We start from the raw sequence: 18,248 nt of genomic DNA, 5'->3' as shown, positions 1-18,248 counted from the left end.
CCTAGCTGAGCGGTTTGAGGTCGAAGTCGAGGTACTCGGCGGCGTCCTCGGGATTGGCGAACATGATCGTGCGGTCGTCGAGGTGCACCATGCGGCCGTAGTGGGTGGACATGCTCTCCTCGAACTCGGCCGAGTTGAACCAGCCCTCCTCCTCGCCCGCGGCCTCGTCGATCTCGCTGTAGACGACGTCCATCCGGCCGGTCGCGTCGACCCGGATCATCGAGGGCAGGTGGGTGATGACGACGTTGTCCTTCTGGCCCATCACCTCGGCCACGATCACGCCGACCTGGTTGTTCATCAACGTGAAGCCGCATTTGTTCGACGCGGTGTTGTCGGACTTGAACGGGCTTTCCGCGGTCTTGAACGTGGTCACTGGCCCAGCTCCTTCGGTGCTTGCAGTCCCAGGTCGGACAGGATGCCGCCGAAGCGGCTCTTGGCACGGTCGAGACCGTCCTCGAACCGCGGCGGCTTGGCGTCGGGCTGCGACCACAGCGGCTGCAGCGTGCGCGCGGCGGTGATGCAGCGCGGTACCCAGTCCGACAGCCATTCCTGGAGGATGCCGCGGTTGTGGTCGGCGAACTCGCGGTCGTTCACGAGCAGGTCGAACATCACGCGCGTGTACCGGAGGTCGCGTTCCGAGTAGTCGAACTCCTCGGCGCCGATGAGCGTCGGCGTCACGAAGTCGCCGTTGGCCGGAGCGGCCTGCTGCACCAGGTTGCTGCGGAACAGCTCGCCGACGAGCGGTTCGAACACGACGTTCGCGGCGAAGACCGCCTCGCACCAGTCGTCGATGCCGGTCAGCCGCTCGGAGACCTCGCGGACGCCCTGCCAGGCCGGGTCCTCGTTCCACGTCGACAGGTGCGCCGTGCCGTCGAAGTCCTCGATCTCCTCGGAGAGGGTGAGGTTGTAGAGCGCGAGGTCCTGCGCCGCCCTGATCCGGTGCATGCTGTTGACCGAGATCGCGTTGTTGTGCATGTTCGTCGGCGCCCTGCGGTTGGCGTTGGCGAACAGGTACAGGCCGAGGCCGTGGTCCACGTGCATCCACGCGCCGACGTGCTGCGCGACGAAGTGCACCCAGTTGCGGTTCCACTGCTCGAACGCCTTCGCCTGCCGCGCGGCCTCGACGTTCTGGTTGAGCTGGCGCACCACGTTCGCGTTGTAGCGGTAGAGGGTCAGTTCCCATTCCTCGTTGGGGTCACGGAACTCGTGCCAGCCGTGGGCCGGCCAGTCGTAGCCCTTGCCGCCCGAGCCGGGCCCGCGCACCGGCTCCGGCCGGTCCTGCCCCCATGCCTTGAGCTTCGTCCACTCCAGCGGATAGCCGCCTCTGCCGTCGGCGAAGGCGTAGAGCCAGCCCTGCGTCAGGTAGTGCCTCGGGTCGGGCTGTACCTCGACGGTGACGTCCTCGTAGTGGCTCTGCTTCCGCTTCTGCGGTGTGAAGTAGTTGAACCGGCGCAGCCCCGAGTCGGGGAACACCTTCGCGCCCGCCTCCGCGTCGGTGAAGACGGGCTTCGGCACGCTGCGTGGTTGCGTGGTTGTCATGGGGTCGTCCCTTCCCCGGTTGTCGTGAACTTGTCGTAGAAGACGCGCCGCTCCGCCACGCCCAGCTCTGGCAGCAGCTCCAGTGCCGCCTCGACCATGGGCGGGGGCCCGCACACGTAGGCGTCGGCGCCCCTGAGGTTCTGCTCCAGCCGCCGCACGACGTCGGTGATCAGCCCGGTCTCCCCGGTCCACCCGTCGTCGGCGGCGGCCTCGGAGAGCGCGGGCACGTAACGGAATCCGGGCAGCTTCTCCTCCAGCGCGCGCAGCTCCTCCTCGAAGCAGAGGTCCCGCTTCGCCCTGGCGCCGTAGTAGAAGGTGGCCTTGCGGTCGATGCCGCGCTCGGCCATCGAGCGCAGCAGCGCCAATATCGGCGCCATCCCGGCACCGCCACCGACGAAGACCAGTGGCGCGTCCGGTGCGTCGCGCAGCGTGAACACCCCGAACGGCCCGCTGATGTCCAGCCGGTCACCGACCGCGACCTCGGTGTCCAGGAAGCCGGAGAACAGGCCGCCGGGGTAGATCTTGATGACGAACTCCAGTAGCCCACCGTCCCGGCAGGAGGTGTTGGCCATGGAGAACGAGCGGGTCTCGTCGGTGCCGGGGATGCCGAAGTCCACGTACTGGCCGGGAAAGAACTTCAGCGTCTCCGGCTCGACCAGGCGCACGACGAGGTGCCGCAGGTCGTGCGTGACCCGCTCGTTCGCCACCACCTCGACCACCGCCTGCTGGATCGGCAGTCCGGAGTGGATCATCTCCTCGTCGTAGTTCAGCAGCTCGATCGTCAGGTCCTCGTACGCGTGTGCCCTGCACAGCAGCGTGAAACCCTCCTCCTTCTCGAAGTCGGGCAACGCGAACGTGGAGTAGCGATCGTGCTCGACGTCGTCGCCGTCGAGGATGAAGGACTTGCATGAGGCGCACTGACCCTCCTTGCAGCCGTGCATGAGCATGACGCCCTGCTCGGCCGCCGCGCGGAGGATCGTCTGCTCCTCGTCGGCCTCGATCTCGATGCCCACCGGCTCGAAGCGCACCAGATGCTTGTCTCCCATGGCTGCCTCACCACGACCCGGCGCGCCGTCAGCCCTGCGCCGGCTGTGCGGGTGCTGGACGCCCCGCGGGACCCTGGCGGTTGTAGTCGGCCTGGAAGGCGGCCCTCTCGTCGTCGGACATCTGGTTGAGCAGCACGTTCGGGCTCTGCACCTCGGGCATGCGGCGCAGGTGGTCGAGCGTCCACATCTTCTTCGGGTCGAGGTCGAGGTGCGGCTGGGCGACCATCGTCTTGCCGTCGTCGCGGACGAAGCCCATGTCCGACACCACGTCGGCCCAGTTCCAGCCGTGGTAGAGCGTTTCCCACTCGCGGGCGCCGACGAGCTGGCCCATGTTCGGCGTCTGGCGGCCCTGGTAGACCGGCCGGAACGCCTCGGCGTCGGTCCAGCGGCACGGCTCGGAGCAGTAGGTCCGCCACTGCCCGTCGACCTTGTCCATGACCATGTCCTCGCGGATGAGGCACGGCACCATGCACGTCCAGCACCGGTGCGGGTACACGTAGTCGACGTCCTCGGCGACGATCGGGTGGTGCCCGTTCGGCACGGACAGGCGGTTGTAGTTCTCCCACCACTTCCCGTACTTGTCGTACCAGCCCGGGTACTTGTGCTCGAACCACTCGAAGTCCTCGTCGGTCATCGGGTCGATCCGCCAGTAGTTGGCCAGCCAGCCCGTGGCGAAGAACTGCGCCACCTCGTGCACGTAACCCTTGTTCCAGATCCGGTTCCACGCCTCCTCGATCAGGTCGTGCGGGATCACGAGGCCGTACTTCTCCAGCGGAACGAGGTAGCTGCGGTAGTAGTCGTCGTAGATCCACCGGCGCCACATCTCCGCGTAGCTCTCGCGGTCCTTGCGGCGGTCCTTGGTGCCGTACTCGATGAACGTGCCGATCGCGGCGTCGACGACGGCGTGGTTGTTCCACCACGCGTACCGCAGGTCGCGTTCGAGGAGCTGGTGGTTGCCTTCGTCGGACAGCGCCATCAGCAGGGTCGCGTAGCCGTTGCTGATGTGCCGCGACTCGTCGGACTGCACGGAGTGGAACACCGTGGGCAGCAGGTAGTCCCCGTTGGCGGCGGCCTCCGCGGGCATGGCGACGAACAACGTGTTGGTGAACGCCGTCTCGGCCACGATCGTCAGGTAGATGCTCGCGGCGGTGATGGCGTCACCGGTGATGAAGCCCTCCGCGAACTGGCGGCCGATCGTGCCGCAGTAGTCGTTCTGGAAGTTGCGCAGGCTCGAGTTGAAGCCGGCCGGGTCGATGTAATTCTGCATGTACAGGCGCTTGAGGTTCTGCTGGATCGTCGAGTGCCTGACCTCGTCGATCATCTGGATGGCCTGGCCGTTGTGCAGCTCCGGGTTCGGCACCGTCCGGAACAGCAGCGGCATGGCGCGGGCCGCGGAGATCTCCGGCAGCGGAATGATGCTGAGGAACAATTTCTGCCATTCCAGCCACCGCTCCTGGACCTGACGGAACATGTTCCCGCGAATCGCGCCGTCCTCCGCGCCGTACACGCGGTGGTCTTTTTCCTCCTGCATGGGGAAGTAGGACCGAAGAACCTGCTTGAGTGGGTCCTTCTTCTTGGCCTTCCGGAACGTGTAGTCCGTTCCGTACTGCGATACCGGCTCGTGATACGCCGGCTCCCAGGAAAGCTCCTGGATCTTCTGGTGGGCTTTCGCCACGCTCTGGCGGCTCATTGATCACTCCTTGCGTGGGCACACGTCCTACGCCGACGATTACAAGCCGGAACGAGCCCGTCGCGGGTCTCAATATGAGACAGCACGGAAATCCTTTTTCAGTGCTGTTCGTCCGGCTGATCCAGCATCGTCGAACGCAGGTCGGCCAACTGCCGCTGAATGTCGTCGTTGATTCGGTTGTTGCCTTCGGCCGCGGGACGGATGCCCAGGGCGCGCAACAGTTCGGCGGCCGGCTCTCCCGGGTGGCCACTCTCCCCGAGCGTCGGGTGCAGGCCCTCGGCGACGAGGTGGTGGAACACGACGTTCACCACGGTCCACGGGTTGTAGGTCTCGCTCGACGGTGCGGGATCCGTCATGGCACAACACCTCCGCGCGGGTGCCTGACCTCCTATGGAAACCCCGTTCGACCGCGGTGGCGTGTCTCAATTTGAGACACCGGTTCAGGGGCCGCTCACCTACGCTGGAACGCGCGGCACAACGGTGTGGCGGAGGAGGTCACCGTGGTGAACATCGCGCCCCCAGCCCGTGTCCCGGTCCTGCCCGACGACGAGGGGCTGGCCCGCACGAGGGTCAAATTCCTCACCTCCGAGACCGTCGAGGCCGACCAGGTGCGGGAGGCGATCCTCGCGTCGTGGTGGCGCTCGAAGGAGTTCCGGGTGCCCGCCGACCACATCGACCTGCCCTATGTGGCCGACCAGGACCTCGACACGCCGCTGATCCGGGGGGCCGCGCCGGTGCTGGAACGGCTCGGCGACCAGCTGGAGGGGCAGCCGATCAGCCTGATCCTCACCGACCAGACCGGGGTGGTGCTCTCGCAGCGCACGGGTGACACGGACCTGCACCGGCACCTGGAGAGCGTGGAGCTGGCCCCCGGATTCAGCTACGGCGAACGGTTCGTCGGCACTAACGGCATCGGCACGGCGCTGGAGGACGGCAGGCCCACCCACGTCTTCGGCCACGAGCACTACGCGGAGAACCTCGAGAACCTGGCGTGCGCGGGCGTGCCCATCCAGCATCCGATCTCGGGCAAGACGATCGGCGCGGTGGACCTCACGTGCTGGCGCAAGGACGCGGGCGGGCTGCTGGTGGCGCTCGCGCGGACGACGGCGGAGCAGATCCGGCAGGCGCTGCTGACCCACAGCAACCTGCGGGAGCTGGTGCTGTTCCAGGCGTACCTGCAGGCGTGCAGGCGGACCACGGGCGTCGTGCTCGCGTTCAACGACGACGTGGTGATGATGAACGACGGTGCGCGGCAGCTGCTCGATCCGGCCGACCAGTCGGTGCTGCTGGGGCGTGCGGCGCAGGAGCTCGCGCAGGCGCGCAGGGCGACGGCGACGGTGTCGCTGACCAGCGGCGGCAAGGTGAAGCTGTACTGCAGGCGCGTGCCGGGGCACCGCGAGGGCAACACCGCCGGCGGGGTGCTGTCGGTGAAGCTGCTCGACGCCGACGACGAGCGCGCAGGAGTAAGCCTGCCGATGCTGCCGATGTTCCTGCCCGGCGTGGTCGGCTCGGCCCCGCCGTGGTTGCGCTGCGCCCACGACGTCGACGCCGGGTACGGGCGCGGCGACTGGCTCGCGCTCGCGGGCGAGCCGGGCACCGGCAGGGCGACGCTCGCGCGTGGCGTGCACCTGCGGCGCAACCCCGCGGGCAGGCTGCACACGCTCGACGCCGGGCACGCCGGGCCGGGGTGGGAGGAGGACCTGCGCCGGGAGCTGCTCGACGACCCGGTGGACACGCTCGTCGTCCGGCACGCCGACCGGCTCGCCGAGGGCGACCTGGACACGCTGGTGACCGTGCTGGACGAGGTCCGTTCGCGCTACGGCGTGAACGCTCCGTGGGTGACGATCACGCTGGATCCCGAGTCGGAGTCGAAGCCGGAGCTGGCGGGGTTGCTGCGGCTGTTCCCGCGGACCGTCACCGTGCCGCCGCTGCGCCGCCACGTCGAGGACCTGAGCGAGCTTGTGCCGCTGTTGCTGAGCAGGCTCTCCCACGGCGGGCACCTGACGTGCTCGCCCGCGGCGATGCACCTGCTGATGCGCGCGGACTGGCCGGGCAACACCGCGCAGCTGTACCGCGTGCTCAAGCAGGTGGCGAAGCGCCGCCGCACGGGGTCGATCCAGCCGAGCGACCTGCCGGCCGAGTACCACACGATCACGCGCAGGCCGCTGAACCGGTTCGAGACGGTGGAGCGGGACGCGATCGTGCGCGGGCTCGAGGACGCCGACGGCAACAAGGCGAGGGCCGCGAAGCTGCTCGGCATCTCGCGCGCCACGATCTACCGCAAGATCCACGAGTACGGGATCGTGGTCCCCGACCGCTGAACCACTACTTCCGTAGTGTTTTTACTACATCCGTAGTACCCTCGGTGTCATGCGTGTGCTGCTGGTGTCCGCGCCTCTGCTCGGGCACGCCTTCCCCCTGGTGCCGCTGGCGCGTGCGCTGCGCGCTGCCGGGCATGACGTGCTGGTGGCCACCGGCGGTCCGGCGCTGGCGGTGCGCGACGCCGGCGTGGACGTCGCCGAGGTGGGCTCGTCCGTCCGGTTCGGGCGCTCGGCGCTGCGGATCGCCCTCACGCGTCCGCGGCTGGCGAGAGCCGAGGCCGCGGGTGAGGGCGGACTGGAGTTCGTCTCGCGCCTCTTCGCCGCCGTGGGCGAGCGCATGCTGGGCGAGGTGCTGTCGGTGGCGCGCGGCTGGAAACCGGACCTGGTGGTGCACGAACCGCTCGCCGCCGCCGCTGCGCTCGCGGCCGCCCGGCAGGGGGTTCCCTCGATCGTGCACGACACGTCCCTCTACGACGGTGCCGAGCTGACGGCGGCGACGGTGTCGCGAATGGGCCACTCGCCGCCCCCGCCCTCCGCCGTCCTGCGCACCGCCCCACCCAGCCTGGCCGCCTTCGGGGAGCAAGGGAGCTTTACTCCCGTTTGCGTGGAGCCGGAGCACACTCCCGCCGACCGGCCCCAGGGCCGGCGTTGCCGCGCCGAAGGTGGCGTTGGCCTCACATCGATCGCGGAGCTGCCGCTGCGCCCGGTTCCCTTCAGCGGCGAGGGCCCGGTGCCGGAGGAGCTCCGGCGCCGTCCGGACCTGCCGAGGGTCCTCGTCAGCCGCAGCACGGTCGCCGGTCCGGGAGGGGCGAGGACGATGGCGGCCGTCGCCAGGGCGGCCGCACACGTCGACGCCGAGTTCGTCCTGGTCCGCCCGCCGGAGCGGCTGGCCCGCACACCGCTGCCACCCAACGTGCGCGTCACCGGCTGGATCCCGATCCCCGAGGTCCTGCCGACGTGCTCCGCGATCGTCCACCACGGCGGCGCCGGCACCCTGCTCGCGGCACTCGCGGCGGGCGTGCCGCAGCTCATCGAGCCCGGCGCGGGCGACCGGGCACGGCACGCACGGCTCGTCGCCGCGCGGGGAGCCGGCCTCGCCGCCGCGGCGAAGGACGTCACCCCGGCGCTGCTCACCACGCTCGTCACAGATCCCACGCTCGCGAACGCCGCCGCCGAGGTACAACGCGAGATCGCGGCGATGCCCTCACCGGACGCCGTGGCGAACCAGCTCACCACCACGCAGTGAAGGCCACCTTCACTGCGTTGACCGCAGGCAAGGTGGCCTTCACTGCGCCCACCTGTCTCCCACCACCACCCACACGGAGACGCTGCGCGCCCCTGCGTTCGATCAACGCAGGCAAGGTGGCCTTCACTGCGGTTGTCCGGGTCGAGCTCAGTCGCTGAGCCAGCGGCTGATGCAGGCCAGCAGCTCGTCGGGGTCGACGGGCTTGGTCACGTAGTCGCTCGCCCCCGACGCGAGGCTCTTCTCCCGGTCACCCGCCATCGCCTTGGCGGTGACCATGATGATCGGCAGGCTCACGAAGTTCGACATCTTGCGGATCGCCGCCGTCGTGGCGTAGCCGTCCATCTCCGGCATCATCACGTCCATCAGGATGAGATCGACGTCCGGGCTCTGCCGCAGCGCCTCGATGCCCTTGCGCCCGTTCGGCGCGTGACTCACGGAGATCCCGTACAGCTTCAGCATCTCCGCGATCGCGAGCACGTTACGGGCGTCGTCGTCGATGAGCAGCACCTTGCGCCCGTGCAGGCCCGACAGTCCGCCACCGTCGGCGGCGGGCTCCGGCTCCGGCTCCGCGACGGACGCCGGTGCGGCGGTCTCCGCGGTCTCCGCGGCCTCCGCGGTCGCCGCCTGCGAAAGCAGCATGGTGAACCGCTCTCTCAGCTCGTCCATCGACGACAGCAGCTCCACGGGCTGGTTGCGCGCCCTGGCCTCGAGCAGCCGCGTCTGCGCCGGACTGAGCTTGCGCGTCGGATGCGCCAGCACCGGCACGGTCGCCCGGTCGCCGCCCTCGCCGAGCCGCTGCAGGAACGTGAGCGCGGCCGCGCCGGGAAGGCTCGCGTCGAGCACCACGAACTGGTACGACCGGTTCGACAGCGCCTCGACGGCCTCGTCGGGCGTCACCACCGAGTCGATGCGCAGCGCGTCGCCGTAGCCGGGCAGGTCGGCGGCGAACCCACGCACGAGCAGCGTGAGCAGCCGGTCCTCGTCGGCCTCCAGCACGAGCACCCCGGAGCCCCCCTCGATCTCCAGCCGCGTCCTCGGCTCCGCCCCCAGCTCGAACCTCGGCGTGACGGGCAGGTGCAGCGTGAACGTACTGCCCTTGCCCAGCTGGCTTTCCGCCCTCAGCTCACCGCCGAGCAGGTTCGCGACCTGACGGCTGATCGACAACCCGAGCCCGGTCCCGCCGTAGCGCCTGCTGGTGGTCCCGTCGGCCTGCTGAAACGCGCTGAAGATCGTGCTCAGGTTCTCCTGCGCGATGCCGATCCCGGTGTCGATCACCGAGAACGCGACGTGCGGCTCCTGCCCGTTCGACTCGGCGTTCTCCAGCCGCACCCGCAGCTCGACGCGGCCGCGCTCGGTGAACTTGACCGCGTTGGACAGCAGGTTGCGCAGCACCTGCCGCAGGCGCTGCTCGTCGGTGTAGAGCTGCTCCGGCACGCCGGGGTCGACGATGACGTCGAACTCCAGGCCCCTGTCCGCGGTGAGCGGGCGGAAGGTCGTCTGCACGTAGGCCAGCAGCTGCGGCAGCGGCACCAGCTCGGGATGGATGTCCATCTTCCCGGCCTCGACCTTCGAGAGGTCGAGGATGTCGTTGATGAGCTGCAGCAGGTCGGTGCCCGCGGACTCGATCACCTTGGCGAACTCGACCTGCTTCGGCGTCAGGTTCTGCGTCGAGTTCTGCGCCAGCACCCCGGCGAGGATTAGCAGGCTCGTCAGCGGTGTGCGCAGCTCGTGCGACATGTTGGCGAGGAACTCGGACTTGTACTTCGACGCGAGTGCGAGCTGCTGCGCGCGTTCCTCGATCTCCTGCCGCGCCTGCTCGATCTCGAAGTTCTTCACCTCGATGTCGCGGTTCTGCTGGGCCAGCAGCTCGGCCTTCTCCTCCAGTTCGGCGTTGGACTGCCGCAGCTTCACCTGCTGTGCCTGCAGTTCCTCCGAGCGGGCCTGCAGCTCACCCGCCAGCCGCTGCGACTCCTCCAGCAGCGCGTCGGTGCGGCCGTTGGCGATGATCGTGTTGACGTTGACGCCGATGGACTCCATCAGCTGTTCGAGGAAATCGCGCTGTACCGGGGTGAAGCGGTTGAAGGACGCGAGCTCGATGACGCCGAGCACCTGGTCCTCGAACAGGATCGGCAGCACGATGAGGTTCACCGGAGGGGCTTCGCCGAGGCTGGAGGAGATGCGCACGTAGCCGGGCGGGGTCTGGTCGACCACGAGCGGTCTTCGGGTGTGCGCCACCTGGCCGATGAGCGACTGGCCGAGATCGAACTCCAGCGGAGCCGAACCGTCGGCGACGCGACCGTAGCTCGCGATGAGCCGCAGCTTCGAGCCGTACTCGCCGGGATCCATCAGGAAGAACGTGCCGTACTGCGCGCCGACGAGCGGCGTCAGCTCGTTCATGATCAGCTGGGTGACGGCCCGCATGTCGCGGTGTCCCTGCAGGAGCCCGGAGATCCGTGCGAGGTTGGTGTTGAGCCAGTCCTGATCCTGGTTGGCCCGCGTGGTCTCGCGCAGCGACTGCACCATCGCGTTGATGTTGTCCTTGAGCTCGGACACCTCGCCCTTGGCCTCGACGGAAATCGACCGCGTGAGATCTCCGGTCGCGACGGCGCTGGTGACCTCGGCAATGGCCCGCACCTGGCGGGTCAGGTTCTCGGCGAGCTCGTTGACGTTCTCGGTCAGCCGCTTCCAGGTGCCCGAGACGCCCTCCACCTCGGCCTGGCCACCCAGCTGGCCTTCCTTGCCGACCTCGCGGGCCACGCGCGTGACCTCGGCGGCGAACGACGACAGCGTGTCGACCATCGTGTTGATGGTCGTCTTCAGCTCCAGGATCTCGCCGCGGGCGTCCACGTCGATCTTCTGCGAGAGGTCCCCACGCGCCACCGCGGTGGTCACCTGGGCGATCGAGCGGACCTGGCCGGTGAGGTTGTTCGCCATCGAGTTGACGTTGTCGGTGAGGTCCTTCCACGTGCCGGCGACGTTCGCCACGCGGGCCTGGCCGCCGAGAATGCCCTCGGTGCCGACCTCGCGGGCGACGCGCGTGACCTCGTCGGCGAACGCGGAGAGCGTGTCGACCATCGTGTTGATGGTCTGCGCCAGCGCCGCGACCTCGCCCTTGGCCTCGACGGTGATCTTCTGGGAGAGGTCACCCCGCGCCACGGCGGTGGCGACCTGGGCGATGGAGCGCACCTGGTCGGTCAGGTTGTCGGCCATCACGTTCACCGACTCCGTCAGGCCCTTCCACGTACCCGACACACCCTTCACATCCGCCTGACCACCCAGCCGGCCCTCCGTACCGACCTCCCGCGCCACCCGCGTCACCTCATCCGCGAACGACGACAACTGATCCACCATTGTGTTGATCGTGTTCTTCAACTCCAGAATCTCGCCCCGCGCATCCACGGTGATCTTCTGCGAAAGGTCACCCCGCGCCACGGACGTGGTGACCTCGGCGATGGAGCGCACCTGGTCGGTCAGGTTGTCGGCCATCACGTTCACCGACTCCGTCAGGCCCTTCCACGTACCCGACACACCCTTCACATCCGCCTGACCACCCAGCCGGCCCTCCGTACCGACCTCCCGCGCCACCCGCGTCACCTCATCCGCGAACGACGACAACTGATCCACCATTGTGTTGATCGTGTTCTTCAACTCCAGAATCTCGCCCCGCGCATCCACGGTGATCTTCTGCGAAAGGTCACCCCGCGCCACGGACGTGGTGACCTCGGCGATGGAACGCACCTGGTCGGTCAGGTTGTCGGCCATCACGTTCACCGACTCCGTCAGGCCCTTCCACGTACCCGACACACCCTTCACATCCGCCTGACCACCCAGCCGGCCCTCCGTACCGACCTCCCGCGCCACCCGCGTCACCTCATCCGCGAACGACGACAACTGATCCACCATCGTGTTGATCGTGTTCTTCAGCTCGAGGATCTCGCCCCGGGCGTCGACCGTGATCTTCTGCGAAAGGTCGCCCCGTGCCACCGCGGTGGCGACCTGGGCGATGGAGCGCACCTGCGCCGTCAGGTTCCCCGCCATGAAGTTCACCGACGTCGTCAGATCCCGCCACGTCCCCGCGACGCCCGGCACCTGGGCCTGTCCACCGAGCGCGCCCTCGGTGCCGACCTCGCGCGCCACCCGCGTCACCTCGTCGGCGAACGACGATAACTGATCCACCATCGTGTTGATCGTGTTCTTCAGCTCGAGGATCTCGCCCCGGGCGTCGACCGTGATCTTCTGCGAAAGGTCGCCTCGCGCCACCGCGGTGGTGACCTCGGCGATGGAGCGCACCTGCGCCGTCAGGTTCCCCGCCATGAAGTTCACCGACGTCGTCAGATCCCGCCACGTCCCGGCCACGCCGTGCACCTCGGCCTGCCCACCGAGCCTGCCCTCGCTGCCGACCTCGCGCGCCACCCGCGTCACCTCGTCGGCGAACGACGACAACTGGTCCACCATCGTGTTGATCGTGTTCTTCAACTCCAGCAGCTCACCTTTGACCTGCACGGTGATCTTCTGCGAAAGGTCTCCGTTGGCGACGGCGGTCGCGACGCCGGCGATGTCGCGCACCTGCGCGGTGAGGTTGCTGGCCATCGCGTTGACGGACTCGGTCAGGTCCTTCCACGTACCGGACACTCCCGGGATCGCCGCCTGACCCCCGAGCTTGCCGTCCGTACCGACCTCGCGCGCCACGCGCGTGACCTCCGAGGTGAACAGCGAAAGCTGGTCGACCATGCCGTTGAACACGGTCGAGATCTCGTCGAGCAATACGTCGCCGACCTGCGGGAGCCTGGTGCTGAAGTCTCCGTCGCGCACGGCCTTGAGCCCGTCCAACAGCTGCTGGAGCCGCTCGTTGTCGTGTGCCACCTTGTCCCTGGCCGGCTGGGCCTGTCCGGGCGATCGCTGAGCCATCTGCGCCTCTTCCTTCACGCCAGTGCGGCTATCGGCCTCCCGGCCACCCCGGTGAGTCGACGTCGAAGACCTGCTGCCCGGCGGCCACCCGACGAATCGTGTCGAGCAGGTCCTCCAGCAGCCCGGCCTTCAGCAACAGCCCGGCACCCCCTGCCTCGGCCACGCGGTCGGCGACCTCCCGGTCGGCGACGCCGGTGAAAACCAGCACCCGGCTCTCCGGTGACCGGTCGCGCAGGCTGCCGATCGCGTCGATCCCGTCGCCGTCCGGCAGCCTGCGGTCCAGCAGCACCACGTCGGGTCGTTCACGCTCGATCGCGGCGACCGCCTGCTTGATGGACGCCACGTGGCCGATGAGCTCGATATCGTCGACCGCTTCGAAGGCCGACCCGAGCGCCATCGCGACCATGGAGTGGTCCTCGACCAGGAGCAGCCGCACCTGTGCGGGTTCCGGAGAGGGCGATTCGGCAGGTGAGGATGACACGCGCATCACCTCCCGGCTGCACTCGTGCGCGACCCATCGCTTTCTCGGGGAGACGCGTAGGAGACGAAGTCTAAGCGGGCCGGGACGCGGTGGCGAGCCTTCGCGCCCAGGGGGAGCCCGTCAGACGAGGGCTTTCGCCATACACCGGCTGAGCGGGGAACCGACGTACTCGCCGTAGTGCTCGATGTCGCTGAAGCCAGAGCTCAAGTACAGACCGATCGCGGGGGCCTGCCGCGTGCCGGTCTCGAGCACGAGCCGCCGGGCTCCGAGTGCGACGGCACGTTTCTCCAGCTCCGTCAGCAGTCCACGACTGACTCCTCGCCCCCGCGCCGAGGGCCGCACGTACATCCGCTTGATCTCCGCTAGTTCCGGCTCCAGCAGCCGGACGGCACCGCAGCCGAGCGGCATGCCCGTCCGATCGTCGGTCGCCACGATGAACGCGCCCCTACCTGGGCCGACCTCATCGGGATCGAGCCGGAAGTGGTTCGCGCCCTCCTCGGGATACGCCGCCGCGAGCTCGGCGTTCAGCTCGTGAATGAGACTCCGGGTCACCGGACCGGTCAGCGAGGTGGACATCAGCCGAAAGCCGGACAACGAGCCTCCCGGGATGCGTACGTGTACGACGCCAGATTAGCTGGCAGAGGCCTGTCCACCACTGTGATCTACGAGTCGCTCGCAGGCAAGAAATATAAAGTTGAACTAAAATACTGGTGTACCCACCAGCAAGAAACGGAGCAGTTCAATGGCTGTCTACGACGTGGCGGACCGGTCCGCGATCGTGACCGGCGGCGGGTCCGGTATCGGCAGGGCGGTGGCGCAGGAACTCGCGGCCAGCGGCGCCGCGGTGCTCGTGTTCGACCTCAACGAGGCCCTCGCCAAGGGGGTGGCGGACGAGATCGTCGCCAAGGGCGGCAAGGCCGCGCCCTTCGTCGGCGACGTCAGTGACCTCGACACCGTGCGGCGCAGCATCATCGCCGCCCAGGAGCTGGCTCCGCTGCGCATCGCCGTCAACAACGCGGGTGTCAGCGGAGAGGCGAAGCCGACCGCGGAGGTCTCGCCCGACGACTGGCGCCGAGTGCTCTCGGTGAACCTCGACGCCGTGTTCTATGCGCTGCGCGAGCAGGTGCCCGCGATCGCGGCCAACGGCGGCGGCGCCATCGTGAACATGGCCTCGGTACTGGGCAGCGTCGGCTACCCCACCTCGTCGGCCTACGTGACCACCAAGCACGCGCTGCTGGGACTCACCAAGAACGCCGCGCTGGAGTACGCCGACCAGGGTGTGCGCGTCACGGCCGTCGGCCCCGGTTTCATCACCACGCCGCTGCTGGAGGCCAATCTCGATCAGGAGACCAAGGCGGCGCTCGCCGCGAAGCACGCGATCGGCAGGCTCGGCACACCCGAGGAGGTCGCCGGACTGGTCGCCTTCCTGTCCAGCGACGCGGCTACCTTCATCACCGGCAGCTATCACCTCGTAGACGGGGGCTACGCGGCCCAGTGAACTACGCGCGCGACGCCGGCACGAGCCCACGGGCTCGTACGGCGCCGCGCCGGCGTCAACGGAGGGCGTGAGCCGCAGAGCCTCAGGGCTTCTTGCCCAGTGCGGCGAACGCGCTGCTCGCTGCCGGGTTGTCGCGGTACTCCTCCGTCGCCGGGGAGGGCCGCTCATCCGGCCTCCACTGCGGAATCCACACCACGCCCGGGTCGACCAGCTCGAAGCCGTCGAAGAAGCGGGTCACCTCTTCCCTGCTGCGCACGAAGAGTTGCGAACTGGATCGCTCGTACTGCTTGCGCACCTCTTCGCGCTTGACCTCGCCCTCCTCCGGCACGCCGTCCACCGTCATGTGCGACGCCAGCAGGTACGAGCCGGACGGCAGCAGGTCGCGGTACCGCGCCACGATGCCGTGCGGATCGTCGTCGGGCCCGAAGAAGTACAGGACCCCCGACATGATCAGCCCGATCGGCTGCGTCGGGTTGAGCACGCCCGTGTCCATCGCGCGCTCCCAGATGTCCTCCACCTTGCGCAGATCACCGTGTAGCACCGCGTGCCGCGTCAGGTCACCCTCCCGCTCCAGCAGGACGCGAGAGTGCGCGACCGCCACGGGCTCGTTGTCGACGTAGACGCACCGGCTGCGCGCGTTCACCGAGTCGGCGATCTCGTGCACGTTGCCCGCGGTCGGAACCCCGGAGCCGAGGTCGAGGAACTGGGTCACGCCCTGCTTGGCGATGAACTGCACGCCCCGGCCGAGGAATTCCCTGCCCACCCTCGCCAACGTCCGCACCATCGGGAACGTCTCGACGGCCTTCGCCCCGAACTCGCGGTCGATGGCCCAGTTGGTGGTGCCCCCGAGGTACCAGTCGTAGATCCGCGCGGGATTCGGGCGGTCGAGATCCACGCCTTCTGGCGCGAAATCGGGCTCGTTCTGCGACATGCGCTCTCCTCGTTGCGTCCGGCGCCCCCTCGGTGATCACCCTATCGAGGTATGATCAGCCAACGCATCCGGTGTGCTGTGGTAACGCATCCCTGAGGGTGTGGTGACGGTCAGGACTCCGGTCTCGATGTCGAGGTCGTAGCGCCAGCCGGTTTTGTCTTTGAGCCGGTGGTGCCGGCGGCAGTAGTTGATGAGCTGGTCGGTGTCGGTGTGACCGTGGTGGTCCCACGGGGTGTGGTGGTCGTTGTCGCCGAGCTGGGCGGGCCGATGGCATCCGGGAAAACGGCATTCGCGGTCGCGCACCCGCACGAACCGGTCGGTGGCAGCGGGAGGCCGGTAACGCTGCCGCCCCACGTCGATGGGCTGGCCATTGAGCGGGTCGGTGACGATGCGCCGCCAGGTGGAGCCGGGGTCGTGGGCGATCTGCCGCGCGAGCCATCCGGGGATGGGCCCGTACCCGGCGAGCTCGGCGGGCTGATCGTCGGCTCCGGCGAGGGTCTTGGCGTCGACGTAGACGAAGATCTCCGCTTTCGCACCGCCACCACCGGGCGAGTCGAGGAGGAGATCGGCGAGGACGTCGGCCCGCAGCTGGTCGAGCGTGCGGGGTTCGTCGCGGCCGCGGAGCTGGCGGGCGAGGCGGTCCACCCGGGCGTAGGCGGCCGATGCGGCCTCGGCGGGCAGGTCCGCGACAAGCGTGGACATGCTGTCGTAGCCGGGCAGCAGCTCGACCTTTCGCTCGCGGCGCCGGGCCTGTGCCCGGGCCGCCGCGCCGTCGGGATCGACCCTGTGCACCAGCCGTGCGACGGCTCGGCGCAGCTGCCCGGGGTTCTTTCCTTCCAAGCGTTCAGCCATCAGCGCGTCGACCTGCCGGGCGTGCTCGTCGCTCAGCGACGCGGTCGGCTCGGCGATGGCAGTGGCCTTGGCCGAGTCGATGTCTCCACGCCTCATCGCGGCGAAGGTCGCCGGTAGCCGATGGGCGAGCATGATCGCGAGCGCGACCATCCTCTGTGCTTTGTGGACGGTGACGGACAGGACCAGCGCCAGCTCCTCGGCAACGTCGTCCCGTTGCTCGGCGAGCGCGGCTATGGCCTGGTACTGCAATGCTTCGGTTCTCGCGCGTTGTCGTTCGAGCGCGATTATTTCGGTGATTTCCCCCATGTGCCACACCATACCGTCCGGAGTAGTCCTCTACGCAAACCCACATGAGTGAATCGGTCGCGAATGGACATTTCACGTCGCTCCCGCCCCGGAGCAGTTCCCTAGTCCGGCTCGCACACCAACCCGGGTTCGGCTGAACCATCGGACTCGGCGGCACCGATGAACCCGAAACTCGCCGAATCTCCTGGCCGCACAACGGTGTTCCAGTCGGCACTGCGCACCGTCACTGTCGAACCGTCGCGGGAGAGCGCACCGTTCCACACCTGTTCCACCCGGTGCCCGGCGGGAAGCTCCCAGGTCACGGCCCAGCCGGTCAGCTGCTCCGCTCCCGCACCGCGCACGGTCACCTCGGCCTGATAGCCGCCGGGCCAGGAGTTGGTGACGACATACCGTGCGGAACAACCAGGATCAGCGGACGCCGAGGTCGTGACCGCAGGACGATCGCCTTGTGCGGAGGGCTCCCCGGGGCCACTGATCAGTACACCGATGAGGACTCCGGCCGCGAGCAATGCCGTCGCCAGTGCTCCAGCCACGACGGTGCGCCTGCGCACGCGGCGCGCGGGCAACAGCAACGTCGGGCTCCGGGGCGGCGGCATCTCGACGGGCCTGTCCTCCGACACCGCGGCAAGGACCTCCCGCGCCTGCGCCATGGTCGGCCGGTCAGCGGGATTCCTTGCCAGCAACCGATGCAGGACCTCCGTCAACGGCCCCGCCTGCCGGGGCGGAACGAGCTCACCGTCCGCGATCCGCCGGAGCAACGCGATCGGGTTCTCGTCGTCGCCGGACGGTGGCGCACCTTCCGTCGCCGCGTAGAGCGTGGCCCCGAGGGAGAAGACGTCCGAAGCGGGGGAGGCTTCACCGCCTGCGGCCACCTCGGGAGATAGGTAGGCCGGGGTACCCGCGATGAGCCCGGCTCCGGTCACGGTGGCTTCCCCGACCGCGCGGGAGATGCCGAAGTCGGCGATCTTGGCAGTGCTGTCGTCGGTCAGCAGGACGTTGCCCGGCTTCACGTCCCGGTGCACGATGCCTTCCGCGTGCGCCGCGGCCAGCGCGGAGGCCGCCTGCTCACCGATTCGCGCGACCTCGCCTGCCGGGAGCGGGCCCTGCCCGGCGAGCACCGCCGCGAGGCTCTGCGACGGCAGGAACTCCATGATCAGACATGGTTTCCCCGCGTGTTCGACGACGTCGTGAACCATGATCGCGTGAGGATGCCGCAGTCGTGCCGCGACCCGGCCCTCTCGCGTGGCGCGGCGCATGGCCTGCTCGGCCGCCTCCGTGCCGTCACCGGTGTCGAGCAGTAGTTCCTTGACCGCCACCTCGCGGTCGAGGCGTTCGTCGCGCGCGTGCCAGACCACTCCCATGCCGCCGCGGCCGATCCGCGACAGGAGCCGGTACCGTCCCGCGATCAACTCGCCCTCATCGGTCACCGC

14 protein-coding genes are annotated in these 18,248 nt (G+C 68.7%); 3 read left to right on the top strand and 11 right to left on the bottom strand.

Going from position 1 to position 18,248, the window contains the following annotated elements; all coding sequences use genetic code 11:
• Window position 1: 1 nt before the first annotated feature.
• The 5 genes from mimD to BA062_RS17895 form a co-directional block, all read right to left on the bottom strand.
• Window positions 2-373: a propane 2-monooxygenase effector subunit MimD gene (gene mimD, locus BA062_RS17915; RefSeq protein WP_110338072.1), complete on the bottom strand. Its 372-nt coding sequence runs from the start codon at window positions 371-373 to the stop codon at window positions 2-4.
• Window positions 370-1,539, bottom strand: coding sequence for a ferritin family protein (locus BA062_RS17910; protein WP_110338070.1), 1,170 nt, complete (start codon window positions 1,537-1,539; stop codon window positions 370-372). The genes mimD and BA062_RS17910 overlap by 4 nt, the downstream gene beginning before the upstream one ends.
• On the bottom strand, window positions 1,536-2,585 hold the full coding sequence (locus BA062_RS17905) for an FAD-binding oxidoreductase (RefSeq protein ID WP_110338068.1): 1,050 nt from the start codon (window positions 2,583-2,585) through the stop codon (window positions 1,536-1,538). Before BA062_RS17905 ends, BA062_RS17910 begins: the two co-directional genes overlap by 4 nt.
• Before the next feature lie 28 nt (window positions 2,586-2,613).
• On the bottom strand, window positions 2,614-4,275 hold the full coding sequence (locus tag BA062_RS17900) for a ferritin family protein (protein ID WP_110338066.1): 1,662 nt from the start codon (window positions 4,273-4,275) through the stop codon (window positions 2,614-2,616).
• A gap of 98 nt (window positions 4,276-4,373) precedes the next feature.
• Window positions 4,374-4,631, bottom strand: coding sequence for a hypothetical protein (locus BA062_RS17895; protein WP_110338064.1), 258 nt, complete (start codon window positions 4,629-4,631; stop codon window positions 4,374-4,376).
• A gap of 144 nt (window positions 4,632-4,775) precedes the next feature.
• Here BA062_RS17895 and BA062_RS17890 point away from each other — a divergent pair, with 144 nt between their 5' ends.
• Both BA062_RS17890 and BA062_RS17885 read left to right on the top strand, forming a co-directional pair.
• Complete coding sequence (locus BA062_RS17890; protein WP_245959874.1) at window positions 4,776-6,596, top strand: sigma-54-dependent Fis family transcriptional regulator; 1,821 nt, start codon at window positions 4,776-4,778, stop codon at window positions 6,594-6,596.
• Between the two features lie 49 nt (window positions 6,597-6,645).
• On the top strand, window positions 6,646-7,842 hold the full coding sequence (locus BA062_RS17885) for a nucleotide disphospho-sugar-binding domain-containing protein (protein WP_110338062.1): 1,197 nt from the start codon (window positions 6,646-6,648) through the stop codon (window positions 7,840-7,842).
• Window positions 7,843-7,989: 147 nt separating this feature from the next.
• Here BA062_RS17885 and BA062_RS17880 read toward each other — a convergent pair whose 3' ends face one another.
• From BA062_RS17880 to BA062_RS17870, 3 genes are all read right to left on the bottom strand, one after another.
• Window positions 7,990-12,750, bottom strand: coding sequence for a HAMP domain-containing protein (locus BA062_RS17880; RefSeq protein WP_110338060.1), 4,761 nt, complete (start codon window positions 12,748-12,750; stop codon window positions 7,990-7,992).
• 28 nt (window positions 12,751-12,778) lie between these two features.
• On the bottom strand, window positions 12,779-13,231 hold the full coding sequence (locus tag BA062_RS17875) for a response regulator (protein ID WP_168214006.1): 453 nt from the start codon (window positions 13,229-13,231) through the stop codon (window positions 12,779-12,781).
• 120 nt (window positions 13,232-13,351) lie between these two features.
• Complete coding sequence (locus BA062_RS17870) at window positions 13,352-13,825, bottom strand: GNAT family N-acetyltransferase (RefSeq protein WP_245959873.1); 474 nt, start codon at window positions 13,823-13,825, stop codon at window positions 13,352-13,354.
• Between the two features lie 148 nt (window positions 13,826-13,973).
• Between BA062_RS17870 and BA062_RS17865 the strand changes: the two genes are divergently transcribed.
• A complete protein-coding gene (locus tag BA062_RS17865) occupies window positions 13,974-14,729 on the top strand; it encodes an SDR family NAD(P)-dependent oxidoreductase (RefSeq protein WP_110338054.1) in 756 nt (251 codons plus the stop codon).
• Between the two features lie 82 nt (window positions 14,730-14,811).
• On the opposite strand, the gene BA062_RS17860 is transcribed toward BA062_RS17865, so the two are convergent.
• From BA062_RS17860 to BA062_RS17850, 3 genes are all read right to left on the bottom strand, one after another.
• Window positions 14,812-15,660 (bottom strand): SAM-dependent methyltransferase, encoded by an 849-nt coding sequence (locus tag BA062_RS17860; protein WP_110338052.1) that lies wholly within the window; start codon window positions 15,658-15,660, stop codon window positions 14,812-14,814.
• 36 nt (window positions 15,661-15,696) lie between these two features.
• On the bottom strand, window positions 15,697-16,818 hold the full coding sequence (locus BA062_RS17855; RefSeq protein WP_168214005.1) for an HNH endonuclease signature motif containing protein: 1,122 nt from the start codon (window positions 16,816-16,818) through the stop codon (window positions 15,697-15,699).
• Window positions 16,819-16,919: 101 nt separating this feature from the next.
• Entirely contained in the window at window positions 16,920-18,245 is a 1,326-nt protein-coding gene (locus BA062_RS17850; protein WP_110338048.1) for a protein kinase domain-containing protein, read from the bottom strand.
• Window positions 18,246-18,248: the final 3 nt, after the last annotated feature.

The sequence above is a fragment of the Prauserella flavalba genome (assembly GCF_003202235.1).
GTDB classification, from domain to species: Bacteria; Actinomycetota; Actinomycetes; order Mycobacteriales; family Pseudonocardiaceae; genus Prauserella_A; species Prauserella_A flavalba.
Note: the sequence above shows the minus strand (reverse complement) of the source record. Positions and strands in the feature narration are given on the sequence as shown.